The sequence below is a fragment of the Bradyrhizobium sp. CCGB20 genome (assembly GCF_024199855.1).
GTDB lineage: Bacteria > Pseudomonadota > Alphaproteobacteria > Rhizobiales > Xanthobacteraceae > Bradyrhizobium.
Genome location: NZ_JANADN010000001.1, coordinates 6,538,909 through 6,565,640, shown reverse-complemented (window position 1 = coordinate 6,565,640; position 26,732 = coordinate 6,538,909). Strand labels below are relative to the sequence as shown.

Here is a 26,732-nt window from a genome sequence, read left to right as displayed (position 1 = left end):
CAACTTGGAACGAAAGATTGATTCGCGCGTTGCGCTGCCGCTTGACGGGCAGTTCCCAATCCAACCCGGCAGCGAAGTCACGGTGCAGTCCTTGCCTTGCCTAAGGCCGAGACCGGGCGCCGTGCGGGCAAAGAATTTGCAAACACGAAGGGGGCATACGTGGCCGCCGATCTGGTTTTCAGAATTGCAATTGCAGGGCTGTTTGTGTTTTCGGCGGTGCTCGCTTCCATGCTGTGGCTCAACGTGTGAGCGCTGCCGCACCGTATGGAACGGCCGGTCCATGATGGCGTTTTTCCTGCCTGAGGGAGGAAAACGCCATGGACAATCTGACGAAGCGCGAGCAACCGGACCGCAGCAAGATCAACATGCACGAGGCCTTCGAGGTCAAGTACTGGACGCACGCGCTCGGCGTATCGAAGGAGGAGCTGAAGAAGGCCGTCGACAAGGTCGGCAATTCGGCCGCCGCCGTCCGCAAGGAATTGGCGAGGTAGCGCGTTGAGCGGAAGAATTCGAAGGAGGGCCTCATGGGCCTGGAAGCAGTGTTCTTTGTCGGCGCCTTCGTCCTGCTCGTGGCGCTGATCTACGGCGTGCTGCGCAATCGCTACCGCAGTCCGACCGAACGTCGTGTTGCCGAAAGCATCGTGCGCAAGCGCTACAAGAACGACGAGACTTGAAGCCGGCGCGCCGAAGCGCGTGCTGCTACTTGACGCTGACGAACATGCCCCAGGCGGCGGCCAGCGCGCCGCCGGTGAAGACCAGCACCGGGCTGTCGCAGAACGTGCTGCCGTAGCGGCACATGTTCGCGCCGAACTGGCCGAGCTCGTGATGGCCCGCGGAGTAGAACAGTCCCGACAGCACCAGCAATGCGGCGGCGACGTAATACATCGACGGTCTCTCCAGCTTGCCCGAGCGCCCTTCGCAGGGGACATGTCCCAGCATGGCGCGAAGAGATTTCGTTCCGCCCAACCCGCTTCGCCGCATTTGGTTAAAGTTTGACCCGTCGCTCGTTTTGTTTTTGGAACGAACGGTTCACTTTGGTACTTAGGAACCTCGCGGGTAACGCGGGCGATTCGAATGCTCGGAATGGTGTTGATCATGATGGTTGGCGGCGGCGGCGTTGTCGCAATCATCATCGCGCTGTCCGAGATCCATGCTGCGAAGGCTCGCAGGCGGCTCGGAGGACCCACGTGAAATCCTGATACTCCGGCATTGTCCAAAGAAGCTGGTGTGGCGACGGCGAGCCTATTCGGACGTCCCGTCCACATCCCGGATGGTGCGGATTTTCTCGGCACGGCGGGCGAGCTCTTCGTAAGTCTCCGCGACCTTGCGCAGCGATGCCTTGACGGGCGGGTGCTCGGCATTGTCCGCCTTGGCCCGGAACTCCTCCGCTCTCATCCGCCAGTATTTCGGCGGCCGGTGTCGCTCGACGCCCACGATACCAATCCCTGAATTGGTCCGATCCGGTGGATTAATGGACCCCCGGTCCATGCGTTCCGGCAATATTGGTAACAGAGTCGTGCCATCGGCGTGCCTAGCCAAGTATCCTTTTGGACTGTCGTGATTTGATTTCCGGTTATGGTCGGTCGGCAATCGGAGTGCAGTAATGGTTTCCGAATACGACCCCCGGGCATTTCTCGAAAGCCAAAGTCGCTTCGTGGAGGTTTACGCGCGTGGTGTTGCGGCGCATGAACTCGGCCTCGCGGTCTTGAAGCTGCCGAAACCTGACATCTTCCTCGGCCGCAAGACGCATGAGCCGTTCCCGCGCGAAGACGGCGAGCCCTGAGTTTCGCATTGAGGCGCGGCGGATCGCAAAGGCCATCTCGCGATGGCCGGGCTTGTCGAAGCGTCCTCAGGGTTGTTCGCTTGGCCTACCCGTCGAGAAACTTGTCGAACCCGACCAGCAGCCAGAACATTGCTGCGGTGACGGCGATGAAGGCGGTGAAGTACCAGATGCGAATCATGCCGGGATAACCGGCTCGCCACGGCATTGTTCTGATCGGACCGGCCTCAATGTCGCTTCGCATTGGATTCGAAAATGAGCGCGGCCTGAAAGACGCGCCCTTCCTCCGTGCGAACCTCGACGGCCACGTCCGGCCGCTCGTCCTGAACGGCCAGATCCTGCGCCAGGCCTGCCAAGGTTTGCGTCGCCTCTACCTCGGCCTCGCGTTGCGTTGCGAACTCCAATCCTTCTTCGTCCGGATAAACTCCGCCGTCGTCTCGAATGTCGAAAAAATATCTCGCCATGATGGCACCGCGTCTCGAGCATGGCGCCAACTTGGGTGTGGTCGAGAACGTTCCTAAATTACTCACGAGCCTGTCGTGCGGGTGATGAGCCAATCGCTGAGCTTAGCTCCGGTCTCGGCGAGGCGTGCCCTTTTGAGCAGGGCTTCCCGCTCCGCGCCCGCCGGCAATTGATCGGCGCGCTCCCTGAGCCTGGCCGCGTTTTCGGCCAAACGTTCTTCGAGCGAGCGGGTTTGCCTCACTCTGAGGCGGGGCTTTGTCATGGCACGCTCCCTGGGCCGTTGAAGATACCCCTCAACCGCATCGGATCGGGCCGGTTCCTCGATCAGAACGAAAGTATGACTTACCCTGTTCGGCTCCATCTGCGCGCGAGAGGCGCGTGGAATTCTCGGCTCCCTGTTAGGAACTTATTGTTCCAAACGCGAATTGGTTTCGCGGCCGGCCTACCGCCGATTGCCGGCCTTGGAATGACGGCCCCGACGCTCCAGCCCCCCGTCCCCGCGCCGGGGCCGTTTTCACGATTGAGGGTTGGCGTTTTCGATCCCGACGAAACACGCCTGAAACATTGCTGAAACCCGATTGTCCTGAACGCCGTGCCCGTTCGCCCCGACCAACGGAGCGAAAGGGAAGCAAGTCATGATCCAGATCGGTTCGAAGGAAGAAGTCGCGTTGCTGCTGGCGCTGTTCGGCACCCACACCCAGCCGGTCAAGCGGCCGAGGCCGAAATCGCGGCAAGGCTGAAGGCTGAACCCATGCCCGGTTTGGCCGATTGCCAGAGCCTCTTGCGTCTCTTGATCGCAAGGGGAGATCCGAGAGCCATCCCGCTCGCCAAGGGCGCCATCGATCAATATCTCAACACCGCGCCGGCCAGCCTGCGCGGCCGCGGCCTGCGCGTGCTCCAGCGCGACGCGCTCGACCAGCACGGTGCCGCGGTCGGGGTGCAGCGCTCCTTCGCCGAGACGGTGGACGCCTATATCGAGCGCAAGCTTGCAGAGGAGTGAGGGTCGCTGCGCGAGCCGGCGCAGCGGTCATTGACGCGTCAGCAATCTCGCCGCCTCTTCGGGCTCGAGCACCGCGATCTTTCGGCCGAGCTGCCAGACCTCGACCTTGCCGTGCCGCGTGAACTGCTGCGCGATGCGAAGCGCGGACTCGTCGGAGACCGCCTCGAATGCTTCGGCGGAGCGAAACACCCCGTTCTCGCCGACGAGATAAGCGCGATATTGCTGGGTCATGTCGGCGGCCTCAGGCCCGGCGACTTCAACCAGGCGTCGATCTGGATCGCGGTCTCATCCTGCCGCGCCCGGCGCAGCAGCATCTCGCGGTGGCGCCCGGGCCTGAGCGCGCGCGCTTCCTCGCGAAGCCGTGCGGCCTCGTCTGCGAGCCGTTCATCGAGCGTTCTGGACTGTTTGAAACGACGCCGTTTCAGCATGGCGCTGCTCCCTCGTTAGCGCAGGGGCGGGAGCGCAACTGGCGTTCTCATCACCGGTCTATGCCACGGGCCGTGCGGTGATGGGGTAACCGTATGCCTGCCTTCGGCGGGAGTCTGCATCATTTGATACATTGCGCTGCAAATTTCGCGCGTTCGTCGAGGCGAGGTTTGAGCGGTATGAGCGGTTTACTCATTTTACGTGCTGGACCGGACTGTCCTCCTTGTCCGCGCCTCGCGCTACGATTTTAAGAGCTTGATCCGGCAAAGGCCGTTGCAGCGCCTTGGCTTCATCCCATGACGCCCGCAGCCAAACCTCTTGTTCTTCGGCCGTCGTCAGGATCACCGGCATCGCTTTTGGATGAATGGGTTCGACAACGGCATTAGGCGACGTCGTGAGGAAGCCATAGACCTGATGCGGTCCGCGGACCGGCTTTGACTTAGTGCCGCGATCACCACTGAACGTCGTCCAGATACCGGCGAACGCGAATAGAGGCCGCGCTTCAGCTAGCGCAAACCACACGACGTCTCTCTTCTTTGTTTCCGGGTTCGGCTCCGGTGCGTATTCGGCAAAGCTGTTGGCGGGCACGAGGCAGCGATGCTCCGGCTTGAGCCATGCACGCCAGTGCGGCGATGAGGTGTTGCGAATGTTCGTCACGGGCGGACCGCCGGTGCGTGGTGGCGGGGGCATGCCCCAACGCATCATCACGAACTCGCGTTCGCCGCTACCGATGTCGCGAACGACAGGTGCGGGGTAATCCGGAAATACGCCGGGCATGGGCGGCAAATTGCCTTCGTAGCGACGGACCACGCGAAAAAGCTCGGCGATGGCGGCCTGGTTAGTGGTGATCGAATACAGATTGCACATGAAAGCGTTTGACCTCCTGCGAGCGACACACTTGATACATCCACGGACGACGACTTGCTCGGGCGGGGGGGCCGAGCATTCTTATGCTTTCGTCTCCCTTGACTCTATGTTCATGTTTTGTTCTTATTTTGACATCTTCGAGTGGAGATGGCTATGGACAACCGCATAAGTGAAATTCGCCGAATTATCAGGGCCTTACGCCTCAGTATGCGCGAAGCCGAGGCCGTCATGCATGAGCAGATCAAGCGCGACGAAGACTGCACCTTTGTCGCGGAAGAGATCATGAAGATGCGCGTGGTGATGAGCGGTCTGGCGCAAGAGCGGGTGCAGCTCGGCGACAATGAGCCGATCCTCGTGCAATGTTTCTTTATTCCTCGCCGACCAGCGCAAGCGCCAAGGGATCACGTTGCCAAGCGTCGCCTTTTGCCGCCCGGCGTTGCGCCGATCAGGGGTTATGCACGTCCGTGAAGTTGTATGGACAATCTCAGGCGGTTTCCGGCGCCGTGGGTCATGGAAGAGGAGGAAGAGTGTTTCCGCGTTAAGGACGCGAGCGGCTTCACGATCTGCTGCGTCCTCCATCGAGAAGACTTGCACTCGTGGGGTTACCAGTATGCCCACCAGTTCCTATCGCGTGACGAGGCAAGAAGGATCGCCAAGGCAATCTCTCGATTGCCTGATTTGCTGAAACGTCCTCAGTATTAGGGCGCGTACTTATAAATCGTCGGTGATGTCCGCTGCGCCCGGACAACGACCGGTTCTGTGCAACAGCAAATGGCGCGAAGAGCCACAAGCGTATTACAACTCTATCGATATCTTTGCCCGGCTCGCTGTTTCTTTGACCGCCCCGCAAAGTGTGCATGTATACACGTTTGAAACCGTCCGGTAGGTAGCAGCGAGGGACGACCTCGCCCACGACATTGTCCTATCGCAGCCTTCGCAAACCGGCTTCTCTTGCGGCCTCGCAAAAAACGGGAGGTCTTGGTTCAGGAGCTCCAAAGATATTCGGATTCTTTCGGCTGAGCGCCGCAACAACACGTGTGCGCGCTCGTTTGCCTCCGGTCGGATCATCCGGTTCATGGGCAACGGTCCCTGTACGCCCGACATAAACTCAGGCGAGGGTTTCTAGTTCCGGCCTCGGGCGCACCTGCCCCCCGTCGCAGCCAGAGCCGTATTTGCGATTTTGACACGTCGGGCAAAACACTGGCAGAATAGTATCGTTGAGACGATTGTTTGCTGCCCGCGCCGGAGATGCATCCGCCGCGGGTTTTTTTATTCCCGATCCAGCATCGGGCCTGAATTGCAAAGGATTTTCAGATGAATGAAGTTGTGAACAGGCGCTCTGAAGTGGCATTTGCGAGGGAAGCCGCCCGCAGAACTTTGAAGCAACGAACGATGACCGAGATCAAATCCTTGGCGCGGACGCACACCGTGCACGCCGTCAATACTCTCGTGAAGATCATGCTCGACAAGAAGGCGCCGGCGCATGCACGTGTCTCGGCAGCCAATGCCATTCTCGATCGCGGATGGGGCAAGCCGCTGCAGCCCATCGCGAATGAAGACGGCAAGCCCCTTGAGTTTATTCATCGCATCGAGCGGGTCATTGCACACCCCGGCGATGACTGTCGAACGCTCGACGCCCGTGTTGAGGAGTCCGTGATCCGCGAACCGCTAAGCGTTCTTGGAAGCATCGGCGCGACGGGCGATTTCGACGTCTCTCACGAAGAGCTTTGGCTGCTTTCGCAGGAGAATACATGAGCACGAACCGACAGCAGCCGCATCAACCGCGGATCGAGCCAGATCGCCAAGAGTCGGGCATTGCAGAACCGACAGGCTGGCCGCGCTGGATCGCCGACGCGCTCGCATACAAACCTCAGAACCAGCCCCTGAAACCCGGCTCGCCGGGTGAAGCGGCCGCATCGGAAAGCACCGAGCGGCGCAACATTCGCGTCTTGAGGCGAGTTTTGAGAACCTGAGGTTTCGACAGGCCCGCGGAATGCCGCGGGCCTGCTTGTTCGCGTGGCGCTATGACGTTCGTGCGTTACGCCGCAGCGGCCGGTCCGAACCAAATGGTAAGTGCCTCCGCTAGTCCGAGGTGTCTATGATCTCCGACCCATGCGACGTGCCCATCTGGCCGCACCAGAATGGCTTCGGGGGCGGCGACCTGTCCGATGACCGGAAGCTCCCATGTCCCGTCGCAAGCCGCGCGGATGAGTCCGACGCGGTCCGCCCAGGGGGCGATGTTCAAATCGCCGGCCTCGCCGAAATTGAGCAGCACGCCTCGCGCGCCGTGCAGCAGCGTGAACAGCCGCAGCGGACGGCCTTCGACCACCAGATCGAGGTCGGGTATGCGGCGTCCGAGCAGTTCGTGTCCTTCGCCGAGATCGTAGTGAATGTCGAGCCCGCTCATCATCGCGCCAAAACGTTTGCGCGGCTCGTCCATGGCGAGCAGGTCGGACACCACCTCGCGCGCGGCCTTGAGGCCGTCGTCGCCGCGGCGGAGCAGGGCGATCTGCGCCATGGTGTTGCGCAGGACGCGCGCGGCAACGGGATGACGTTCGGCGTGGTAGCTGTCGAGCAGGCTGTCGGGCGCAATGCCCCTCACCACCTGCGCCAGCTTCCAGCCGAGATTGACGGCGTCCTGCACCCCGGTGTTGAGGCCTTGCCCGCCGACGGAGTGATGGATATGCGCGGCATCGCCGGCGAGCAGCACGCGCTCCCGGCGATAGGACACGGCCTGCCGCGCCGCATCGGTGAAGCGGGAGATCCAGGCGGGATTTTGGAGCCCGAAGTCGGTGCCATACACGGCGAGGAGCGCATCGCCGAGATCGCGCAGGCCGGGTTCGCCGGTGCGGCCGAGCGTCGCTTCCGTCACGACGACCAGCACACGTCCGCTCTCCGTTTTGCTGAGACCGTGAAAGCCGAGCCCGTCGTGGCGGAGGCCCCATGCCGGCTCGTCGCGCATCTCGACTTCGGCCATGAGATTGCTGAGCGTCGGATCGGAGCCGACGAAATCGATGCCGGCCGTCTTGCGCACCAGGCTGCGGCCGCCGTCGCAGCCGACGAGATAGCTTGCGCGCAGTGCCGCGCCGCCGGAGAGCGTAACGTCGACGCCGGTCGCGTCCTGAACGAAGCCCGTCACCTCGGAGTTTCGATAGACCGGCACCGCGAGCTCCGCGACCCAGCCGGCCAGGATGCGCTCGATGTGGCTCTGTCGCAGCGCGAGGCCGTAAGCGTGCCGGGTGGGGAGATCGCCGATGTCGAGCCTGGTCCAGGCGAAGCCTGCGAGCTGGGTGACTTGCCCTTCGCGCAGGAAGCGCTCCGCGACGCCGCGCTGATCGAGGATCTCGATGGTGCGCGCGTGCAATCCGCCGGCCCGCGTGCCGACGAGCTCCTGATCCGCGCGCCGCTCGACCACGGCGACGTCGACATTTGCGAGCGCGAGCTCCGCGGCCAGCATCAGCCCGGTCGGGCCGCCGCCGGCGATCACCACGGCATGGTGGCTTGCGCGACTGGCGCCGGCGCGTTTGGTGTGGCCGCGCGGCCGGGAGGTCGGAAGCAATACAGGCATGTGGATCCCCTCGAGTTGTTGCTTTGGTCGTGGGTCGGGGGTTCTACGGCCGGGCGGGGGACTTGAAGCAAGCCCCTTGCACACCACATATCAAGCTGGGAGGAAGGGCTCGTTCTTCCGCTCTCCCCGCGTTGACACGTCGGGCAAAACACCGGCAGAATGGCATCATCGACATGAGTTTGGTTCAGCCCGCGCGGGAGCCCGCCGCGGGTTTGCTTTTTGGCATCCGACGTTCAGTGACCGCCGGTGGTTTGCCGCATGGCTTCGGCGAGCTCCTCGAACGAAAACGGCTTCCTGATCATTGGCAGGCCCCCGCGCCGGGGTTCGCGACCCGACAATTGCAGGATCTTCACTCCGGGCGCAGCCGCCTCGCCAGTTCGGCAAGTTCATGACCATCCATGCCCGGCATATTGATGTCCGTGATGAGGATGGAGATGTTCTCGTTCTGCCTGAGCCGATCGAGCGCTTCCGGCCCGCTTTGGACGCTTATCACCTCGTAGCCGAGATCTTCCAGCATGCCCACGATGACGTCGAGAACAAGGGGATCGTCGTCAACAACGAGTACAGTATGGCTCATCGCACGAACGTTCCTTTGACCGCGGGAATAAACGCGCGGCTCTTTGCGTAAGTTCCCCGCACGGCGTGGTCGAACGACGGAGTTTGACACGTCGGGCAAAACACTGGCAGAATGGCATCATCGAAAGACGTTTGGTTCGGCCCGCGCGGAGCAATCTGCGACGGGCTTTTTCAATCCAACATGGGTTTTGACACGTCGGGCAAAACACCGGCATAATGACATCATCGAAACGAGTTTGTTCACCCGCGCGGAAAACATCCGCCGCGGGTTTTTTCGTTTCGATTCCAGAATCGGACGGTGGCCCACGCAACACGGCCACGCACTCGCTTGATACGCGTTCAGAGAGCGCCGATCGGCGTGCCGCCGTCCGAACCATTGCTGGCCGTGCACGCGCGAACGTGCCGGCCTCGCGGCGCTGGGCCAGTCGCTCGCGCCGCTGCGGTCTCCGGGCTTCACGGAGATAGGGTTCGCGCCCGAAACGATCGCGCGTCGTTACGCGATCTGCCGCGCATTTTCCTTGTCGTGGAGAGACGATGACCGCCTATCTGATATCGCTCGCGATTGCGGGCCTGATCGCAATCGTGCTGTGGGAGACATTTTCGTGAGCGAGGAAATCGAAGGCGAGGTCGAGAACGAGCCGGTCCGCCTGCCCGCAGCGCGGAAGACATCCCGAGCGCGGACGCTGACCGAGATTCGTTCGCTCGCGCGCAGCCACACCAGGACAGCCGTCCGCGTCCTCGTCGGCATCATGCGCAGCGATGACGCGACGCCGGCGGCCCGCGTCTCGGCCGCCAACGCGATCCTTGACCGCGGCTGGGGCAAGGCTACGCAGCCGATCGAGAACGGCGAGGACGGCGCTCTGGAATTGATTCACCGGATCGAGCGCATCATCGTTCATCCGGGAAGCTCGGGCAGTGACCCTGGGCGTGACGCCTGAGCTCAGAGAAAAATTCGATCTGGAATTCGATCTGTCGTTTGACACGTCGGGCAAAACATTGGCAGAATGGCATCATAGAGATTTAGTTGGTTCAGCCCGCGCCGAGCAATTGGCCGCGGGTTTTTCGTCTCGATAAATTGTTCTGCCAGTTGCTGGCCGCCCGTTGCCGGCTATAGGCGCGCCATTAAAGGCGATAGTGGCTTCCCTCATGGAGGGATGACGTCTCAGATCGCTGCTGCGGCGGCAAGGTACGGCGTGTCGGCCGAAGCGATCGCTGGCTGAACGTATGGCGTGACCGCAGGCGTATCGGCCTGCCCTAGGGCAAGCGAGCGTATCTATTGTCGACCCTAAAAATTCCAACCGCCAAGATCTTCGAGCCGCTGCTGAAGCCTGCGCGCTACAAAGGCGTTTACGGCGGACGTGGCTCGGGAAAATCGCATTTCTTCGGCGAGCTGCTGGTCGAAACCTGCCAGGCCGAGCGCGGCACGCTCGCGGTCTGCATCCGAGAGGCGCAGCGGACGCTGGCGCAATCCTCGAAGCGATTGATCGAGGGCAAGATCGCGAGCCTTGGCCTCGGTCACGGCTTCAAGCTGTTCAGCGACAAGATCGAGACGCCCGGGGACGGCTTGATCATTTTCCGCGGGCTGCAGGATCACACGGCGGACTCGATCAAGTCCTTGGAAGGATTTCGCATCGCCTGGATCGACGAGGCACAATCGTTGAGCGCGCGCAGCCTTGCGCTGCTGCGGCCGACGATCCGCGCCAAGGATTCCGAGCTCTGGGCGAGCTGGAATCCGCGCCGCAAGAGCGATGCGATCGACGATTTTTTGCGCGGGCGCCGTCCCGACGGGGCGGTGACCGTCAAGGCGAACTGGCGCGACAATCCCTGGTTTCCGGAGGTGCTCGAGGAGGAGCGGTTGCTCGACCAGAAACTCTATCCGGAGCGCTACGATCACATCTGGGAGGGTGAGTATGCGCGTGCCTTCGAGGGCGCCTATTTCGCCGCGCTGCTGTCAGAGGCACGCGCGCAGGGGCGGATCGGGAAGGTTGCCGCGGATCCGCTATTGCCGCTCCGCGCCTTCATCGACATCGGTGGCGCGGGCGCCGCGGCGGATGCCTTCACGATCTGGGTCGTGCAGTGGGTCGGGAACGAAATCTGCCAATAATTTCATTCAGGCGGGCTATCGGCTCTACGAACCTGATGTGCCTTGGGCCTGGGCGCATACGCTTTATTGGCGAAAATGGCTTCGCTGAGGGAAATGGGCAAGGTTTCCCGTGGTGTGGAACGTGTCCTTCTCCACGTAGAATGGTCTACGTGAGACGTAGCGCGACCTTGTGCACCCGGGATGTCCGAGGGCCCGGCAGCTTGACGGCTGCCGGGCCCCTTTTGCGTATTGAAGCGATGCTGCTGAAGCACTTGCGAAGTCGGCGGCGCCGGGCTTTAAGTTTGCTCTTGCAGGAAATTCGGCGACCATAAGCCGATGTAAGGGAGCGCCGTCGATGCCCACCAAGCCTCACTTGCCGGAACGTTCGTCGCGGACGACGGGCGCGCCTACCGCGCTCGATGGTCTTCTGGTCGTCGATTTCACGCGCGTGGTGGCGGGGCCGGCCTGCACTCAGACGCTCGCCGATTTTGGCGCGCGCGTCATCAAGATCGAGAATCCGGACGGCGGCGACGATACGCGTGCCTATGAGCACGCCGAAATCGGCGGCGAAAGCGCCGCTTATCTGAGCCTGAACCGCAACAAGCGCGGTATTGCGCTCGACCTGGCCGTGCCGGAGGCCCGTCAGATCGCGCTGGATCTGATCCGCAAAGCCGACGTGGTCGTGGAGAATTTTTCAAGCGGGGTCATGAAGAAATTCGGCCTCGATTATGAGACGGTGGCGCCGCTCAATCCGCGGCTCGTCTATTGCTCGATTTCGGCTTACGGACGCACCGGACCGTTCGCCTCGCGCCCAGGCTTCGATCCCATCACACAGGCGGAAAGCGGCTTCATGTCGCTCAACGGGTTTGCCGATGGGCCGGCGGTTCGAACGGGCCCACCGATCGTGGACATGGCGACGGGGATGTCCGCCTGCAATGCCATCTTGCTGGCGCTGTTGGCGCGCGATCGGCTCGGCCGCGGGCAGCATGTCGAGGTTGCCCTGTTCGACGTCGCCATGGGCATGACCGGGTTCTACGGCATGGCCTATCTGATCAACGGTGAGAACCCCGGCCGGTTCGGAAATTCGCCGAGCGGGTCCCCCACCGTCGGCGTCTATGAAGCCTCCGATGGGCCGCTTTACATGGCCTGCGCGAACGACCGGCTCTACCGCCGGCTGGTGGTCGAGGTGCTGAACCGGCCTGATCTGATCACCGATCCGCAGTTCGCGTCGCGCAAAGCGCGCTCCGAAAACAAGGAGCTTCTGCGGGCAGCCATCGCAGAGGTTTTCGCGAGCGATACCCTCGAAAACTGGATGGCAAAGATGAAGCTGGCGAATATCCCTGTCGGCTATCTCCGGACCGTTGAAGAGGGGTTTAATGCACCCGAGGCTCGGGAGCGCCATCGCTTGAGCCAGATTCCACATCCTACGGCGGAATGGATCCCCAACATCGAGCCGCCGATTACAATGAGCCTGACCGGCCCGGTCGATCCCGTTGCCGCCCCCCTGTTAGGTGAGCATACCGAGGACGTCCTGCGTGATACGCTTGGTTACGACGAGCGTCGGATCTCGGAATTCACGCAAAAGGGTGTCTTTGGATCCGGGAAGCCTTCGGCGTCGGCTTGAACCTGGTTGGTTCATGGGACGAGGCATCGCCTGACTTCTGGGAATTCCTTCGATGCCGGCGTTCGCGACCTCGCATCATTTCCAGCGACCAAGAGCCTGGGCGACTGCCTCCCGTTGACCTAGCCTCGGCTTGATTTGACGAAGTTCCCGCCGCATAACTATGTCGAAGCGAGGGACACGAATGGCGCCTGGTCAAGAGCCGAGCATGGACCAGCCCACTGGGCCGGAGGCCGGCGAACGTGCCTATGCAGCAATGATCGCGAAGGCCCGAGCGCTCGCGCCGCGGCTGCGAGAGCGCGCGGCGCGGACCGAGGAACTGCGACAGCTTCCGCCGGAAACCGAACAGGATATGCACGACGCGGGTCTGTTCCGTATGCTTCAACCAAAGCGCATCGGCGGCGCCGAACTTGACTATGTCGCGCTCATCGACTGCGCCGATCTACTTGGGCAGGCGGACGCGTCGGTCGCCTGGAATCTTGCCAATCTGGCGAGCCATCACTGGATGCTCGGCATGTTCGAGCAGAAGGCGCAGGATCTGGTCTGGGGCCGTAATGCCGACGCACTGATTGCGTCTTCGTTCATTTTTCCGGCGGGGCGCGCCACGAGAGTGGAGGGCGGTTACAGGTTGCACGGGAGCTGGCCGTTTTCCTCGGGCGTTGCCTCCTGCGAATGGAACATGCTGGCAAGCGTCGTCTATTCTGACGACGAAGCAGACGGCATCGAGTACCGAATCTTTCTGCTGCCGAAAGCCGACTACAACGTGCTCGACACCTGGAATGTCGCGGGACTGCGCGGTACCGGCTCCTGCGACGTCGAAGTCAAGGATGCCTTTGTGCCCGACTACATGACGGTCGCCGTCGGCGATCTTGCCGGCGGCCCGACGCCTGGAAGCAGAGTCAATCCCAATCCGTCATATACACTACCCGTGTTTTCGCTGTTTCCCTACGTCCTGTCCGGCGTTGCGCTCGGAAATGCGCAAGCGTGCCTCGACGACTATGCGGAAGTCGCGCGTCATCGCATATCGACCTACAACCGAGCCAAGCTCAGCGACTTTCAAAGCACCCAGATCAAGATCGCGGAGGCTTCGGCCAAGGTCGATGCTGCGCGCCTGATCATGCGTTCAGCCTGCATCAATGCCATGGACGACGCGCGGCGCGGTCATATTCCCAACATGGCCAGCAAGACCAGGTATCGGCGCGACGGGGCTTTCTCTGTCAATCTGTGCACCGAAGCTGTGTCGATGTTGTTCGCCGCGAGCGGCGCCCGCGGCTTGTTCACGACGGGCGTGCTGCAGCGGCAATTCCGCGATGCGCATGCGATCAACTCGCATCTGGCATTCAATTTCGATGCGGCGGGGACCAATTATGGGCGCGTGGCACTAGGCCTGCCGTCCGAGAATCTCACGCTGTGAGGCCGGTCGATGAATGATCTGCCGAAGCAGCCGGCCGCTCCCGATCCAGCCAATGAACTCGCGAGCGACAGCTCGCCGATCGATCCCCGCGATTTTCGCAATGCGCTCGGTACATATGGGACGGGCGTAACGATCATCACCGCCATGGCTCCTGACGGAAAGCCCTATGGCATCACCTGCAATTCGTTTGCATCGGTCTCCCTGAACCCTCCTCTGGTCCTCTGGAGCCTCGGAATCTATTCCTCAAGCCTGACCGTGTTTCAGAACGCCAGCCATTTCGCCGTTCACATACTCGGCACTTCACAGCAGGGGCTTGCGAACAAGTTTGCAAAATCGTCCGAGGATAAGTTCGCCGGAATCGACTGGACACGGGGTCTCGGCGATGCGCCGGTGCTCACCGAGAATGTCGCCAACTTTCAATGCCGATCCGTCAATCGCTATTATGGCGGCGATCACGTGATCTTTCTCGGCGCGGTCGAGGCCTATGCCTACAATACCGGGGAGCCACTGCTGTTTGCGCGTGGGACGTATGGCCGGTTCCTGGTTGACGACGAACGCAAGAAGTCGCCTTAAGGCAATTCAGGGGCGCTCGTCGGCTTGGCGGTCTGTGGCCGAGAGCTTGTAGATTTCCAAAGCGTCCGCGTCCGCGCCGCGTGCAGCCTTCGCCAGCCTGAATATCTGGCCCGCGAGGGTCGCCATCGGCACCGGCGTTGACGTTGCCTGGGCGACATCGGCGACCGTGTCGAGATCCTTGAGCATTGTCGCGATGTGACCGAGCGGCGGCGAGTGGATGCCCTGGACCATGCGCGGCACGAACAGCTGAAGCGGGATCGAATCCGCAAAGCCGCCGGCGAGCGCCTCGGGTAGCCGGCCTGCATCAATTCCTGCATTGGCGGCAAGGCGCGTTGCTTCCGCAAGCACGGCCATCGCGCATCCGACGATCACCTGGTTACAGAGTTTTGTGGTTTGACCAGCACCGGTAGGGCCCATGTGCGTGAACCTGCGCGCCATAGGCAGCACATAGGGTCGTGCCCGCTCGATGTCAGCAGCTTCGCCGCCGGCCATGATCGCAAGCGCGCCTTCTTCTGCGCCCTTGGTGCCGCCGGACACCGGCGCATCTATCCAACCCGCGCCATTCGCGTCTTTCAGCCGCGCTGCAAGATCGCGCGTGGCGTCGGGATGGATCGACGAGAAGTCGACGACGAGCTTGCCTGCGCCGGGAGCCGCTGCAAGACCCTCCGGCCCGAAGATCACCCCTTCGACGGCGGCGGCATCCGTCACGCACATGAACACGATATCCGCGTTCGCCAAAAGGTCACGAGGCGTGGCTGCGGGCTTGGCGCCGGCTGCGATGAGCGGGGCTACCTTACCCTGCGAACGATTCCAGACCGCGACTTGATGACCGGCCTTAAGCAGGCGCCGGGTCATCGGCGTTCCCATTAGCCCAAGGCCGAGATAACCTAGCCGCTCAACGCCTTGCGGGTTTGTCTTGCTCGCATCAGCCATAGGTTGCCTCCATCTGTCGCAGCGCAACGCGCGCCTTACCATACATCGTGGGTCGAACCGCGAAACCGCCGGGCTCGCATGGCTTGCCTGATTGTTTGAACCATGAAACATTTGCGGCGGTCGGGTTGGGTGGCGCCAGTCAGCGCCGGAGCAGCGGAGTGGGCACGATGCGAACTGTTTCGAAGTGGATCCTGGCTTTGGGGGCGGCCGCGGCCATGACCGCGGGTTCGATCCCGTCATGGGCGCAGCAGACCATCCGCGTCGGCTGGACGATCCCGGCCGAGGAATCCAAGTACTGGATGATGCGCAGACCGGCCGAGTTTCCCAATATCGGCAAGGCCTACAACATCGAATGGACCCAGTTTCAGGGCACCGCGCCGATGACGCAGGCATTGGCGGCCGGCGCTCTGGATTGCGCGACGCAAGCGCCGCTGTCGCTCGCTAACGGCGTGGTCGGCGGCAATCTCAAGGCCTACATCGTGGCGCAGCACGTCTTCGAGAAGCCCGGCGGTTTTTCGGTCTATTGGGCGGTGATGGATGACTCGCCGATCAAGACGATTGCGGATCTCAAGGGCAAGACGGTCGGCATTTCCGTGATCGGCGGCGGCACGCAAGGCCCGTTCAACCTGCTCCTGAAGCAGAACGGCGTCGATCCGGCAAAGGATATCAAGCTGGTCGAGGTCGGCTTTGCCGTCTCTGAAGATGCGTTGCGCCAGGGCCGCGTCGACGCGGTCAACATGAATCAGCCGTTTGCCGCGCGGGCGGAGGCAAAGGGCGGCACCCGCAAATTGTTCTCCCTGTCGCAGGCCATGCCGAACATCGTGCACATCCTGGAAGCGTGCCGTGCCGATTTCGTCGACAAGAACCCGGAGGTCGTCAAGGCCTATGTCCGCGATATCACGTCAGGCATGAAGAAGGCACTGGCGAACCGTGAAGAGACGCTAAAGGTCGTGAATGAAGTCCTCAAGGCGCCTATTCCGGTGCTCGAGACCTATCTGCTCAAAGACAACGATTTCGGTCGCGACCCCGGCGCAGCACCGAACTTCCCGGCGATCCAGAAGATGCTCGACATCTACGCGGAGACGGGGATGCTGCCGAAGCTGGATGCTGCGCAATTCAAGCATCCGACGATCGTCGCGCCGCTGGAATAGGCGGCCGGACAAACATTCGAACAAGGAAGATCGCAGCGCCCCGGATCATCCGGGACGCTGTATTAAGAAGATGCACTTATGAAGAAGTTGCGATCACGAGTCACGACAGACGGCCTTGACCGGGCTCCGCACCGCGCTTTCATGCGCGCAATGGGGCTCGATGACGCTGCGATTGCCAAGCCGATGGTGGGCGTCGTCAGCATGAAGGGCGAGCAGACGCCCTGCAACATGACCCACGACTTCCAGGTGGCCGCAGCCAAGACGGGAATCGAGGAGGCTGGCGGCACGCCACGCGAATTCTCGACCGTGTCAGTCTCCGACGGCATCAGCATGAATCACGAGGGAATGAAGTTTTCTCTCTTTTCGCGTGAGCTGATTGCCGATTCGATCGAAGCCGTCGTCCATGGTCTCGCCTATGACGCGCTGATCGGTTACGGCGGATGCGACAAGACGCTTCCCGGTGTGATGATGGGCATGGTTCGTTGCAACGTACCATCCATTTTCATCTACGGCGGCAGCTCGCTGCCGGGCCGAGTAGACGGACGAACCCTCACGGTGCTCGACTCCTATGAAGCTGTCGGCAGCTTCATGACCGGAGAGATCGACGGCGCCACGCTTGAGCGGATCGAGCGCGCCTGCCTGCCAACCATCGGCGCGTGCGCCGGCCAGTTTACCGCGAACACGATGGGCATGGTTTCGGAGGCGATGGGCCTGACCATTCCGAACGTCTCGATGGTGCCCGGTGTCTATGCCGAGCGCGCGCAGATATCGCGGCGCGCGGGGCGGCTGATCATGGAGATGCTGGAACGAGGGGGGCCACTGCCGCGCGACATCGTGACGCGGAAATCTCTGGAGAACGGTGCGGCCATTGTCGCTGCGACGGGCGGTTCGACCAACGCGGCGCTGCATCTGCCGGCGATTGCGAACGAGGCCGGCATTGCCTTCACGATCGACGATGTCGGCGAGGTTTTTGCCAGGACGCCGCTGATCGGAAATCTGCGGCCGGGCGGCAAGTACACTGCAAAGGACGTCTACGATATTGGCGGTGCCGCCGTAGTGATCCGCGAGCTGATCCAGAGCGGTCACATCGATGGGAGCTGCTTGTCCGTCACCGGGCGCACACTCGCTGAAGAATATGGCGCGGCCAACCCTCCCGATGGAGAAGTCGTTTACCCGGCCCGCGCGCCAATCATGCCCGACGGTGGTGTGGCTGTGTTGAAGGGCAATCTCTGCCCGGACGGTGCGGTGATCAAGGTCGCGGGTTTGAAGAACCAATTTTTCGAAGGCGTGGCGCGCGTTTTCGAAGATGAAGAAGCCTGTGTCGCGGCGGTTCGCGACCGCAGTTACAAAGCGGGCGAGGTGCTGGTGATCCGCAATGAAGGACCGGTCGGTGGCCCCGGCATGCGCGAGATGCTCGGCGTCACTGCGCTGATCTATGGCCAGGGTATGGGCGAGAAGGTAGCTCTCATCACCGATGGACGGTTCTCCGGCGCGACCCGCGGCATGTGCATCGGCTATGTGTCTCCGGAAGCGTTTGTCGGCGGTCCGCTGGCGCTCGTTCGCGACGGCGACAGGATCCGGATTGATGCCGCAAACCGGCGGATGGATATGCTGGTCGATGAGCGGGAACTCGCCGCGCGGCGTCGCGACTGGAAGCAACGGCCGCCGCGTCACCGCGCAGGTGCGCTCGCAAAATATGCGCGGCTGGTTGGCCAGGCGCCCGGAGGAGCGGTCACACATGAGGGGCCTGCAGAATGGCCCTGGTTCGAATGACGCGCCGCGTCCGCGCGGAAACAGCCGGTAGTCTGGCAAGTTTCTTGCTAAGCTCGCGCTGCTGAAAGAGAACGATCAGCTGATCGGTTGCGCGAGGGGCGTGCGGGTGAGGCGAGAGACGAGATGAAGGTAGCGCCTTCGAGATCGAGCGAATGGGTGAAACCGGTGACGTCACCAAAGCCGGCTTCTGCGATCATCGAGATCGACCGCGTCTCGCAGGTTTTTCAGACCTCGGCGCGGAAGGATCATTTGGCGCTGTCGGACATCTCGCTGACGATCGACGAGGGAGCCTTCGTTTCCATCCTCGGTCCGTCTGGCTGCGGCAAGTCTACGCTGCTCTACATCGTCGGCGGTTTCGTCAGCCCGACCAGCGGCGCGGCAAAGATCAAGGGGCAGGCGATCACGGGGCCCGGGCCGGACCGCGGTCCGGTGTTTCAGGAGTTCGCGCTGTTTCCGTGGAAGACTGTGCTGGGCAACGTCATGTACGGTCCGCGCCAGCAGGGTGTGCGCGCCACCGATGCAGAGACGCAAAGCCGGGCTCTGATCGAGATGGTCGGCCTCAAGGGCTATGAGAATTTCTATCCGAAGGAACTGTCCGGCGGCATGAAGCAGCGCGTCGCTCTGGCTCGCACGCTCGCCTACCATCCCGAGGTCCTGCTGATGGACGAGCCGTTCGGTGCGCTCGATGCTCACACCCGGACGCGTCTGCAGAACGATCTCCTGAATATCTGGGAGCGCGACCGTAAGACGGTGCTGTTCGTGACCCATTCGGTCGACGAGGCCGTCTTCCTGTCGGACAAGGTGGTGATGATGTCGAAATCGCCCGGCCGTATCCGGCAGGTGATCGACATCGACCTTCCGCGGCCGCGCCGTCGCAATGAGCTGCTGCTCGACCCGCGCTATCAGAAATACGTCGTCGACATCGAGCGCATGTTCGACGAGAGCGACCAAGCCGGGTCTACCCCATGATTTCATTGGCCGTCGTGATGAGACGCGCTGCCCCGGTGCTCGCCTGCATCGGATTGCTGGCGGCGTGGCAGGTCAGTTCGCTGGCGCTGAAGAACGATAGTTTCCCGACGGCGATCGAGGCGATCCGAGCGATCCCGGACATCCTTGGCGACAAGGAATCCCTGATCAACATTCTCGCCTCGCTCCGCCGCATGGCGATCGGATTCGGCATCGCCGTGCTGGTGTCGATTCCACTCGGTCTCTTGATGGGGCGCAGCCGGGCGGTCGCAGCCTTCTTCAATCCGCTCCTGATGGTAATCTACCCGGTGCCGAAGGCGGCACTGATGCCGATCATCATGCTGTGGCTGGGCGTCGGCGATATTACGAAGACGCTGGTGATCTTCCTCGGCGTCAGCTTGCCTGTGATCTATCATAGCTTCGAGGGTGCCAAGGCGGTCGAAGAGAAGATGCTGTGGTCGGGGGCGGCCATGGGACTTTCGCCGGTGCAAGGGCTGGTGCGGATCGTGCTGCCGGTGGCGCTGCCGGAGATCCTGACCGGGTGCCGAACTGGACTCGTGCTCGCGCTGATCACGATGATCACCAGCGAGATGATTGCCCGCCAGTCCGGCGCAGGCAATATCCTCTTCAATGCGCTCGACATGGGGCAGTACGACACGGTCTTCGCGATGATCATCATCGTTGGCGCGATGGGAATTTTCCTGGATGCGATCTTCGAACGGGTCCGCGCGCGGCTGGTGCGCTGGTCCGAGCCTCAGTTCGACATGCCGCTGAGCTTCTCATGACATCGCGCCTTCTCTCGGCAAACGTCGTCCTCGGGCTCGCGCCGATCGTGCTGGTGATCGCGCTGTGGCAAGGCCTCGTATCATTCGGCTTCGCGCCTGCGGTCTTGCTGCCGCCGCCGGGATATGTCTTCAGCCGGCTGCTCCAGCAGCTTGTGACGTGGACGTTCCAGCAGGAGATCGCGGCGACCCTGATCCGGCTGTTTGCGGGTTTTGCGATCGCGGTCGTGCTCGGCGTGAGCATCGGCATCGCCGCTGCGGCCAATCCGACGATCAACGCGGTGGTTCGACCGATCGTCCGGGTGTTGGCGCCGTTGCCCAAGGTCGCGCTCTATCCGGCACTTCTGCTGTTGCTCGGTTTCGGTCATGGGTCGAAGATCACGCTGGTGGCGGCGGACGCTCTCTTTCCCATTCTGCTGTCCACCTACTACGGCGCATCGACCGTCGAGCAGAAGCTGATCTGGTCGGCCATGGCGGCGGGAACGCCGCGCTATGAAATCCTGTTCAAGGTGGTGTTGCCGGCGGCAATGCCCTCGATCCTGACCGGTTGCCGGATCGGGCTTGTCATTTCCTGCATCGTGGTGTTTCTGGCCGAGATGATCACGTCGACGGACGGACTTGGCCATATGCTCGTCACGGCTGCGCGAACGTTTCAGGCGGTTGACATGTTCGTGCCGCTGATCACGATCTCGCTGCTCGGGTTGATCCTGAATGGCTTGTTGGGCGCCGTGCGATCGTATCTCTTGCGGGGATTTCCTGAAGCGTGATCTGACTGGACAAGAAACCAGAAGACCGGGAGTGAACCATGCTGGCTGACCGCATCGAGGCAAAATGGATCGACGCATTTTGCGAGATCTTTGAGCGCTGCGCCGTCAAGGCTGGCGATACCGCGGCGATCCTCTCGGAAACCCAATCGCGCGCGTTGAACGTGCATCTGGCGGAGCTCGCGCTGTTGCGGATGGGTGCGAGGCCGTTTCATGTTGTGATGCCGACGCCGCGTAACCGGAATATCGTGCCGGTTCGCTCGACAGGAGCGAGCGAGGCGATCCAAAAGCTTGGCCCGGTCATCACCGCCCTTCAGCAGGCCGGTTTTGTCGTGGACTGCACCATTGAGGGCCTGATGCACGCCGTGGAGACGCCCGAGATCCTGAAGGCCGGCGCGCGGATCCTGGTGATCTCCAACGAACATCCCGAGGCGCTGGAGCGCATGGTGCCGGATCCTGCGCTGGAGAAGCGTGTCCGCGCAGCCGCCAAGATGCTGCGTGGAACCAAGCGGATGCGGGTTACCTCGAAGGCGGGCACGGCGCTCGACGTGGATATGGTCGGTGCGTCCACGGTCGGCGTCTGGGGATGGACCGACAAGCCGGGCACGCTGGCGCACTGGCCGGGCGGCATCGTCGTCAGCTTCCCCAAGAGCGGGACGATCAACGGCACGCTCGTAATGGCGCCCGGTGACATCAACCTGACCTTCAAGCGCTACCTGACGTCGCCGGTGAAGATGACCTTGAAGGACGATTACGTCGTCGAGCTGGAAGGCGAGGGCACGGATGCTGCGATGATGCGCGCCTATCTCGCCGCTTGGGGCGATCGCGAGGCCTATGCGGTCTCACATGTCGGTTTCGGCATGAACCCGGGCGCGCGCTACGAAGCGCTGTCAATGTACGACCAGCGTGACACCAACGGCACGGAGATCCGTGCTGTCTCCGGCAATTTCCTGTTCTCGACCGGCGCGAACGAATTCGCGGGCCGCTATACGGCGGGCCACTTTGATTTGCCGATGATGGGAACGACCATCGAGCTCGATGGCGTGGCGGTGGTGCGGGAAGGCGTGCTTCAGGAGGTCTTTGGCTAGTTGCGATCGAGCACAGGCGGGCGAGCCAGGTCGAAGTGCCGAAGCAGGTCGACCATGGCCTGAAGCCGCTTCGCGCGATAGGCGTCGACGTCCATGCCTGAATAATCGAGGAAGCCTGCGCCAGTGCGCAGGCCGATCCGGCCTTCGTGCATATTGCGGGAAATGACGTCCGGCGCGCGATAGCGGTCGCTGCCAAGTGCGCCTTCGAGATATCGGCTGGCGTAGTACAAGATGTCGCCGCCACCCCAGTCGATGAACTCGAGCAGCCCGAGCACGGCGTAGCGGAAGCCGAAGCCGTAGCGGATCGCCTTGTCGATCTCCTCCGCGCTGGCAACACCTTCCTCGACCATGCGTGCGGCCTCGTTCATCGCCAGCGCCTGGATACGCGGGACAATGAACCCTGGCGTCGCCGCGCAGACCACCGGCACTTTGCCGATGCCTTCAAGCAGCGCCTTCACCTCGTCGATGATGGCGGGGTCGGTGGCTTTGCCGGGTGAAACCTCGACCAGCGGGATCAGATAGGCCGGGTTGAGCCAGTGCACGTTGAGGAAGCGGCGAGGGTTCGCGATCACGCCGGAGAGATCGTCGACGAGAATTGTGGACGTCGTCGATGCGATGATCGTATCGGGGCCGACTTGCTTTGAAGCCGCTCCCAGCACCTCGCGCTTGAGCTCGACGACTTCGGGAACGCCCTCGAAGACCATTCCGGCTTCGGATAGCGTTGCGCCGCTCTGATTGGCCGGAACCACCGAGACCCGTGCGATGAGCGGGTCAACATCTGCCTCGGTCAGCAGCCCCAGCTTCGACAGGCTCGCAAAGGTCTTCCTGACTTCGCCGAGCGCGTCCCCTTCCAGCTTCGCGAAGTCCTCTGCGGAACGCGCCTTGATGTCGATCATCGTGACCGTATGCCCGGCGTAGGCGAACGCGACGGCGATGCCGCGCCCCATGCGGCCGGCCCCGAGACAGGCAATATTGGTGCGGCTGGTCATCGGTCAAAATCCCGTGCGAAGAAGCGTCTGCAGTTCGGCCTTGCCGAGATTGCCAAGCCCCAGCGTATCGAGCGTTCGGCCGCTCTTTGCAAAATCCTCACCGCAGATCGCGCCGCCAATGGCCAGAAATGCTTTGGCCAGCGGCGTCGCCACGCCCGCCAAGCCGGCGACGGAGGCCAGTAGCGACAGCCCAAGCCGCAGATCTTCGCGCATGTAACGGTGCTCGGTCAGCACGATCCGCTCGCGCCAGTCGCCGGAATCGGTCAGGCGGTCATGCGAGCCGCGGCCATACATCCAGATCTCGCCGTCCTTGGCGTAATGGTGAGCGAGCGGGTAGTGGGGCGCGCTATAACCGAGCGCCTCGCGCACGGCGATCCGCTCGGCGTCGAGCGCGTCCGTCACCCGCCGGATTGCGGCCTGTGTGCCCTCCTTGTGGATGTCCCACTTTTCGAAATGCTCGATGGGGCCAGCATTCATCACGATCAGCGGCGGATGGATGATCGGGCCTGCATTCATCAGTGCGCCGGACAGCGCGTCTCCACAGGGCTCGATCACATCGGGGAAAGCGTGCCCGATCACCGCGAGCGCATGCGCTTCCTGGTCGAGCGGGAACACGCCGACCGGCAGTCGCTTGGCGCGGATGGTGATCGCGACCTCGAACGGACCGTGCTTGCGGGTGAGCCATGGTAGTGTCCCGGTTTCGGCAAAACTCGCTTTCGCATGGTTGCCAGCATCCCTCGCAGCCTGGGCAAAGATCATCGAGCCGAATGTCGCTGGCGGCAGAAATACGACTTGTCCATCCCGCAAATGCGGGGCGAGCAGTCGAGCAATGTCCGGCTGTGCGAAGGCAGGGGCAGGGCACAGGATCAGCTCTGTGCCGTTGACGGCTTCGGCGATGTCGGTCGTGACCAGCGCGAGCTTCACGTCATGAGGGCCGTTATGGTCCTTCACCAGGATGTGCCAGCCGGCGGCGCGATGTGCCGCAACTCGCTCCGCATCGCGGCGCCAGAGTCGGACCTCATGTCCCGACAGCGCAAAATCGCCGGCGGCCGCGAAAGAGCCGTTTCCCCCTCCCAGAACTGCGATCTTCAAGATGTTTCTCCTTGCGCGCGTGACTGCGCATCAGCTTGCTTCAGCAGGAAATGCTGGACCTTGCCCAGGGCAGTGCGCGGCAGATCGGTGACGAAGACGATATCGCGCGGGACCTTAAATCGCGCGAGCTGCGCCTGAAGATGCGCCCTCAGCTCATCGGCTTCGGGCCGGCACCCGGAACGCGCGATAACATAGGCGATCGGCACCTCGTCCCAGCGCGGGTCCGGCCGGCCGATCACGGCGCATTCGCTGACATCGGGATGCTCGAGCAGGACGCGTTCGACCTCTGACGGGTAGATATTCTCGCCGCCGGAAATGATCATGTTCTTCTTGCGGTCGCGAATCCAGAAATAGCCGTCAGCGTCGGACAGGCCGATATCGCCGGTGCGATACCAGCCATCGCGTAAGGCGTCGCGCGTCGCGTCCGCATTGCCCCAATATTCGAAGAAGACGTTGGGCCCGCGCACCGTGATCTCGCCCGGCGTGCCCGCAGGCACCTCGTTGCCTAGTTGATCGATCACCTGCGCTTCGCAGCACAAGCCGGCAAGTCCAGTCGATCCCGCGCGCGAAAGATCGCCGCCAAGTCGGGTGTAGACAGCGATGGGGCAGGTTTCCGTGGAACCATAAACCTGAAGCACCGGAACATTGCGCGCCTCGAAGCGGTCGATCAGATGCGGCGGCACGATTGTCGATCCGGTCGCGACGGCCTTGAGCGACGAAAGATCGGTCGTGGCCCAGTCGGGATGCTCGCTGACAGCCTGGATGATGGCCGGCACCATCACCGTCAGTGTCGGCCGTTCCCGTTCGATGGCCGCGAGTGCCGTATCCGGCGCAAAGCGAGCATGGATCGTGACGGTCGCGCCAAGCTGGAGAGCAGGTGTGGTTTGGATGTTGAGGCCGCCGACATGGAAGAACGGCAGCACCGTCAATACGTGATCGTCGGACGTCATATTGTGCATGTGCTGGCTCATGACGCCGTTCCAGAACAAAGCGTCCTGCCGCAGCACGGCGCCTTTGGGCCGTCCGGTCGTTCCTGAGGTGTAGACGATGAGGAGGGGGCAGGAGAGATCGGTGTGCGGGTTCCGGCCGCTGCCTTCGCGGCGAGTCAGCAGGTTCTCGAATGTCGTGCCGTGCGGCGGCTCGAAGTCGAGGCCGACGACAGCGGTTCCCGGCACTGTCTGCGCCAGCTCGGGAAGAACTCCTTCAAACGCCTGCTCTAGCACCAGGACCTTGGCGCCAGCATCGGTAAGAATGAACAGTTGCTCGGCGACGGCCAGCCGCCAGTTCAGCGGCACCAGCATCGCGCCGAGCCGCGCGCAGGCATAGAGCAGAACGAGGTAGTCCGGCCGGTTCAGGCTCAGGATCGCGACGCGGTCGCCCCGACCGACTCCGAGCTCCCGCTTCAATGCTGTGGCGGTCTGCTCGATACGGGCGGCAAACGCCGCGTAGCTCAACCGTGTTCCTTCGAAGGCAATGGCCGTCTTGTCTGGCGCAAACGCCGCGTTGCGATCGATCAGACTACAGAGGTCCACCGTCAGTCATCCGTCTCGCCGGCCTCGTACAGCGCCTCGCGACCGATGCGGTCGAGGCAAAGCTCGGCGGTCCAGGGCAGCATCAGCGAGCCGCAGCGGCTGTCGCGATAGATCCGTTCCAGCGGCAGCGAACGGAGCATGGCTTGGCCGCCGCAAGTGCGGATCGCGAGCGCCGCGAGCTCATTGGCGCCCTCCATCACCGAATATTGCGCGGCGTAGGCGCGCAGCACCTGTTCCTTGCTTGGATTGGCGCGGGCCTCGGTGACGGCCTGGAACCAGACCGCTTTGATCTGCTCAAGCTTGATCTGCATCTGCGCCACCGCGATCTGCTTGGTCGGGTACATCCGGCGCTTGACCGGCGGCATGCCCGGCACCTCGCCGCGAAGATAGCGCACGGTGAAATCATAGGCGGCTTGCGCCAGCCCCATATAGGTTGGCGACAGCGTCAGGAACATGTGTGGCCAGCGCATCGCGGCCTGGAAGTAGACGCCACGCGGCATCAGCGCAGAATCCTCCGGTACGAACACGTCCTTGAACAGCAGCGTCCGCGAGACGGTCCCGCGCATGCCGAGCGGATCCCAGTCGCCGACGACCGAGACGCCCTGCGACTTGGCGGAGATAGCGAGATAAAGGGTATTGCGGCGCGAGGCCTTCTCGCCTTCCTCGATCTCGGTACAGAGCACGCCGTAATAGTCGGCGTGACCGGAAAGGGATGCAAAGATTTTTTTCCCGTTGACGATCCAGCCGCCTTCCACGCGCTTTGCTTCCGTGCCGAAGGCGACGCCGCCTGCGGCCGCAGCGCCGCCCTCGGAGAACGGCTGCGAATAGATCGCGCCGTCCTCGACGATGCGCTTGTAATGAACCGCGCGCCGCCGTTCGTGCTCGGCGCGGGTCTCCGCGTCCATGTCGAGATCGTCGGCAAGCGGACCTGACCACAGGGTCGAGCAGACGTGCATGTTCCAGGTGAGGGCAGTCGCGCCGCAATAGCGGCCGATTTCGGCTGCCGCCAGTGCGTAAGTCTGATAGTTCGCGCCGAGCCCGCCATGCTTCTTGGGAACCGCGATGCCGAGCAGGCCGACGCGATGCAGGTCGCGATAATTCTCGGTCGGGAAGATGGCCTCGCGATCGTAAGTCGCGGCGCGACCTGCGAACACGCTCTGGCCGATCTCGCGGGCGCGCGCGATGATGCCGGCCTGCTCGTCGCTCAGGCGGAATGCGACGGGATCGAAGATCGGAGCATCGAGCGCGACCTTGTCGGTTGCGCCGATGTTCTTGCTGACTTGCATGATCAT

Annotated in this window: 32 protein-coding genes and 1 pseudogene; 19 read left to right on the top strand and 14 right to left on the bottom strand. The window is 62.5% G+C overall.

Going from position 1 to position 26,732, the window contains the following annotated elements; all coding sequences use genetic code 11:
- The first annotated feature begins 317 nt into the window (after positions 1–317).
- Together NLM15_RS30805 and NLM15_RS30800 are read left to right on the top strand one after the other, a co-directional pair.
- Complete coding sequence (locus NLM15_RS30805) at positions 318–491, top strand: DUF3606 domain-containing protein (protein ID WP_254121531.1); 174 nt, start codon at positions 318–320, stop codon at positions 489–491.
- A gap of 33 nt (positions 492–524) precedes the next feature.
- The gene (locus NLM15_RS30800; protein WP_254121530.1) at positions 525–674 is read left to right on the top strand and encodes a hypothetical protein; all 150 of its coding nucleotides are present in this window, start codon (positions 525–527) and stop codon (positions 672–674) included.
- 25 nt (positions 675–699) lie between these two features.
- Here NLM15_RS30800 and NLM15_RS30795 read toward each other — a convergent pair whose 3' ends face one another.
- Both NLM15_RS30795 and NLM15_RS30790 read right to left on the bottom strand, forming a co-directional pair.
- Complete coding sequence (locus tag NLM15_RS30795; RefSeq protein WP_254124504.1) at positions 700–885, bottom strand: hypothetical protein; 186 nt, start codon at positions 883–885, stop codon at positions 700–702.
- A gap of 357 nt (positions 886–1,242) precedes the next feature.
- Positions 1,243–1,434 carry a hypothetical protein gene (locus NLM15_RS30790; protein ID WP_254121529.1) on the bottom strand — a complete coding sequence of 64 codons (192 nt, stop codon included), beginning with the start codon at positions 1,432–1,434 and terminating at the stop codon, positions 1,243–1,245.
- 169 nt (positions 1,435–1,603) lie between these two features.
- On the opposite strand from NLM15_RS30790, the gene NLM15_RS30785 reads away from it, so the two are divergent.
- Entirely contained in the window at positions 1,604–1,783 is a 180-nt protein-coding gene (locus NLM15_RS30785; protein WP_254121528.1) for a hypothetical protein, read from the top strand.
- Positions 1,784–2,007: 224 nt separating this feature from the next.
- Here NLM15_RS30785 and NLM15_RS30780 read toward each other — a convergent pair whose 3' ends face one another.
- Positions 2,008–2,244, bottom strand: coding sequence for a DUF6894 family protein (locus NLM15_RS30780; RefSeq protein WP_254121527.1), 237 nt, complete (start codon positions 2,242–2,244; stop codon positions 2,008–2,010).
- A 62-nt stretch (positions 2,245–2,306) separates the two neighbouring features.
- Entirely contained in the window at positions 2,307–2,504 is a 198-nt protein-coding gene (locus NLM15_RS30775; RefSeq protein WP_254121526.1) for a hypothetical protein, read from the bottom strand.
- 489 nt (positions 2,505–2,993) lie between these two features.
- Between NLM15_RS30775 and NLM15_RS30770 the strand changes: the two genes are divergently transcribed.
- Positions 2,994–3,242 (top strand): hypothetical protein, encoded by a 249-nt coding sequence (locus NLM15_RS30770; protein ID WP_014493719.1) that lies wholly within the window; start codon positions 2,994–2,996, stop codon positions 3,240–3,242.
- Positions 3,243–3,269: 27 nt separating this feature from the next.
- On the opposite strand, the gene NLM15_RS30765 is transcribed toward NLM15_RS30770, so the two are convergent.
- The 3 genes from NLM15_RS30765 to NLM15_RS30755 all read right to left on the bottom strand — a co-directional run bounded on the left by NLM15_RS30765 (position 3,270) and on the right by NLM15_RS30755 (position 4,535).
- The gene (locus tag NLM15_RS30765) at positions 3,270–3,473 is read right to left on the bottom strand and encodes a hypothetical protein (RefSeq protein ID WP_254121525.1); all 204 of its coding nucleotides are present in this window, start codon (positions 3,471–3,473) and stop codon (positions 3,270–3,272) included.
- Positions 3,470–3,670, bottom strand: a complete 201-nt coding sequence (locus NLM15_RS30760; RefSeq protein ID WP_254121524.1) for a hypothetical protein — start codon at positions 3,668–3,670, stop codon at positions 3,470–3,472. The genes NLM15_RS30765 and NLM15_RS30760 overlap by 4 nt, the downstream gene beginning before the upstream one ends.
- A 190-nt stretch (positions 3,671–3,860) precedes the next feature.
- Positions 3,861–4,535, bottom strand: coding sequence for an SOS response-associated peptidase (locus NLM15_RS30755; protein ID WP_254121523.1), 675 nt, complete (start codon positions 4,533–4,535; stop codon positions 3,861–3,863).
- 153 nt (positions 4,536–4,688) lie between these two features.
- Here NLM15_RS30755 and NLM15_RS30750 point away from each other — a divergent pair, with 153 nt between their 5' ends.
- The 3 genes from NLM15_RS30750 to NLM15_RS30740 all read left to right on the top strand — a co-directional run bounded on the left by NLM15_RS30750 (position 4,689) and on the right by NLM15_RS30740 (position 6,508).
- A complete protein-coding gene (locus NLM15_RS30750; RefSeq protein WP_254121522.1) occupies positions 4,689–5,003 on the top strand; it encodes a hypothetical protein in 315 nt (104 codons plus the stop codon).
- An 846-nt stretch (positions 5,004–5,849) separates the two neighbouring features.
- Positions 5,850–6,290, top strand: a complete 441-nt coding sequence (locus tag NLM15_RS43795) for a hypothetical protein (protein WP_309144946.1) — start codon at positions 5,850–5,852, stop codon at positions 6,288–6,290.
- Positions 6,287–6,508 (top strand): hypothetical protein, encoded by a 222-nt coding sequence (locus NLM15_RS30740; RefSeq protein WP_254121521.1) that lies wholly within the window; start codon positions 6,287–6,289, stop codon positions 6,506–6,508. The genes NLM15_RS43795 and NLM15_RS30740 overlap by 4 nt, the downstream gene beginning before the upstream one ends.
- Before the next feature lie 65 nt (positions 6,509–6,573).
- Here the strand turns inward: NLM15_RS30740 and NLM15_RS30735 are convergent, their stop codons facing one another.
- Both NLM15_RS30735 and NLM15_RS30730 read right to left on the bottom strand, forming a co-directional pair.
- On the bottom strand, positions 6,574–8,103 hold the full coding sequence (locus tag NLM15_RS30735) for an FAD-dependent monooxygenase (RefSeq protein WP_254121520.1): 1,530 nt from the start codon (positions 8,101–8,103) through the stop codon (positions 6,574–6,576).
- A gap of 349 nt (positions 8,104–8,452) precedes the next feature.
- A complete protein-coding gene (locus tag NLM15_RS30730) occupies positions 8,453–8,680 on the bottom strand; it encodes a response regulator (protein WP_254121519.1) in 228 nt (75 codons plus the stop codon).
- A gap of 601 nt (positions 8,681–9,281) precedes the next feature.
- Between NLM15_RS30730 and NLM15_RS30725 the strand changes: the two genes are divergently transcribed.
- From NLM15_RS30725 to NLM15_RS30700, 6 genes and pseudogenes are all read left to right on the top strand, one after another.
- Positions 9,282–9,617 carry a hypothetical protein gene (locus NLM15_RS30725; protein ID WP_254121518.1) on the top strand — a complete coding sequence of 112 codons (336 nt, stop codon included), beginning with the start codon at positions 9,282–9,284 and terminating at the stop codon, positions 9,615–9,617.
- A gap of 338 nt (positions 9,618–9,955) precedes the next feature.
- Positions 9,956–10,783: a PBSX family phage terminase large subunit gene (locus NLM15_RS30720; RefSeq protein ID WP_254121517.1), complete on the top strand. Its 828-nt coding sequence runs from the start codon at positions 9,956–9,958 to the stop codon at positions 10,781–10,783.
- Positions 10,773–10,871, top strand: a pseudogene (locus NLM15_RS30715) (GNAT family N-acetyltransferase); the annotation flags it as partial. The gene NLM15_RS30720 and the pseudogene NLM15_RS30715, both read left to right, overlap by 11 nt.
- Positions 10,872–11,117: 246 nt before the next feature.
- Positions 11,118–12,386 (top strand): CaiB/BaiF CoA-transferase family protein, encoded by a 1,269-nt coding sequence (locus tag NLM15_RS30710; RefSeq protein ID WP_254121516.1) that lies wholly within the window; start codon positions 11,118–11,120, stop codon positions 12,384–12,386.
- A 181-nt stretch (positions 12,387–12,567) separates the two neighbouring features.
- Entirely contained in the window at positions 12,568–13,797 is a 1,230-nt protein-coding gene (locus NLM15_RS30705; protein WP_305887438.1) for an acyl-CoA dehydrogenase family protein, read from the top strand.
- A 9-nt stretch (positions 13,798–13,806) separates the two neighbouring features.
- The gene (locus tag NLM15_RS30700; RefSeq protein ID WP_254121514.1) at positions 13,807–14,370 is read left to right on the top strand and encodes a flavin reductase family protein; all 564 of its coding nucleotides are present in this window, start codon (positions 13,807–13,809) and stop codon (positions 14,368–14,370) included.
- A 6-nt stretch (positions 14,371–14,376) separates the two neighbouring features.
- Here the strand turns inward: NLM15_RS30700 and NLM15_RS30695 are convergent, their stop codons facing one another.
- A complete protein-coding gene (locus NLM15_RS30695) occupies positions 14,377–15,303 on the bottom strand; it encodes an NAD(P)-dependent oxidoreductase (RefSeq protein WP_254121513.1) in 927 nt (308 codons plus the stop codon).
- Between the two features lie 167 nt (positions 15,304–15,470).
- On the opposite strand from NLM15_RS30695, the gene NLM15_RS30690 reads away from it, so the two are divergent.
- The 6 genes from NLM15_RS30690 (at position 15,471) to NLM15_RS30665 (ending at position 21,827) form a co-directional block, all read left to right on the top strand.
- Entirely contained in the window at positions 15,471–16,454 is a 984-nt protein-coding gene (locus tag NLM15_RS30690; RefSeq protein ID WP_254121512.1) for an ABC transporter substrate-binding protein, read from the top strand.
- A 78-nt stretch (positions 16,455–16,532) separates the two neighbouring features.
- A complete protein-coding gene (gene ilvD, locus NLM15_RS30685) occupies positions 16,533–18,227 on the top strand; it encodes a dihydroxy-acid dehydratase (protein ID WP_254121511.1) in 1,695 nt (564 codons plus the stop codon).
- A 123-nt stretch (positions 18,228–18,350) separates the two neighbouring features.
- On the top strand, positions 18,351–19,196 hold the full coding sequence (locus tag NLM15_RS30680) for an ABC transporter ATP-binding protein (RefSeq protein WP_254121510.1): 846 nt from the start codon (positions 18,351–18,353) through the stop codon (positions 19,194–19,196).
- The gene (locus tag NLM15_RS30675; RefSeq protein WP_254121509.1) at positions 19,193–19,978 is read left to right on the top strand and encodes an ABC transporter permease; all 786 of its coding nucleotides are present in this window, start codon (positions 19,193–19,195) and stop codon (positions 19,976–19,978) included. Before NLM15_RS30680 ends, NLM15_RS30675 begins: the two co-directional genes overlap by 4 nt.
- On the top strand, positions 19,975–20,742 hold the full coding sequence (locus NLM15_RS30670; protein WP_254121508.1) for an ABC transporter permease: 768 nt from the start codon (positions 19,975–19,977) through the stop codon (positions 20,740–20,742). The genes NLM15_RS30675 and NLM15_RS30670 overlap by 4 nt, the downstream gene beginning before the upstream one ends.
- Before the next feature lie 38 nt (positions 20,743–20,780).
- Complete coding sequence (locus NLM15_RS30665) at positions 20,781–21,827, top strand: peptidase M29 (RefSeq protein ID WP_254121507.1); 1,047 nt, start codon at positions 20,781–20,783, stop codon at positions 21,825–21,827.
- On the opposite strand, the gene NLM15_RS30660 is transcribed toward NLM15_RS30665, so the two are convergent.
- From NLM15_RS30660 to NLM15_RS30645, 4 genes are read right to left on the bottom strand one after another with little or no spacing between them, the layout of a single operon-like run.
- On the bottom strand, positions 21,824–22,816 hold the full coding sequence (locus NLM15_RS30660) for a 3-hydroxybutyryl-CoA dehydrogenase (protein WP_254121506.1): 993 nt from the start codon (positions 22,814–22,816) through the stop codon (positions 21,824–21,826). The genes NLM15_RS30665 and NLM15_RS30660 overlap by 4 nt on opposite strands.
- Positions 22,817–22,819: 3 nt before the next feature.
- Positions 22,820–23,908 (bottom strand): NAD/NADP-dependent octopine/nopaline dehydrogenase family protein, encoded by a 1,089-nt coding sequence (locus NLM15_RS30655; protein ID WP_254121505.1) that lies wholly within the window; start codon positions 23,906–23,908, stop codon positions 22,820–22,822.
- Entirely contained in the window at positions 23,905–25,440 is a 1,536-nt protein-coding gene (locus NLM15_RS30650) for a class I adenylate-forming enzyme family protein (RefSeq protein ID WP_254121504.1), read from the bottom strand. Before NLM15_RS30650 ends, NLM15_RS30655 begins: the two co-directional genes overlap by 4 nt.
- Before the next feature lie 2 nt (positions 25,441–25,442).
- Complete coding sequence (locus NLM15_RS30645; protein WP_254121503.1) at positions 25,443–26,732, bottom strand: acyl-CoA dehydrogenase family protein; 1,290 nt, start codon at positions 26,730–26,732, stop codon at positions 25,443–25,445.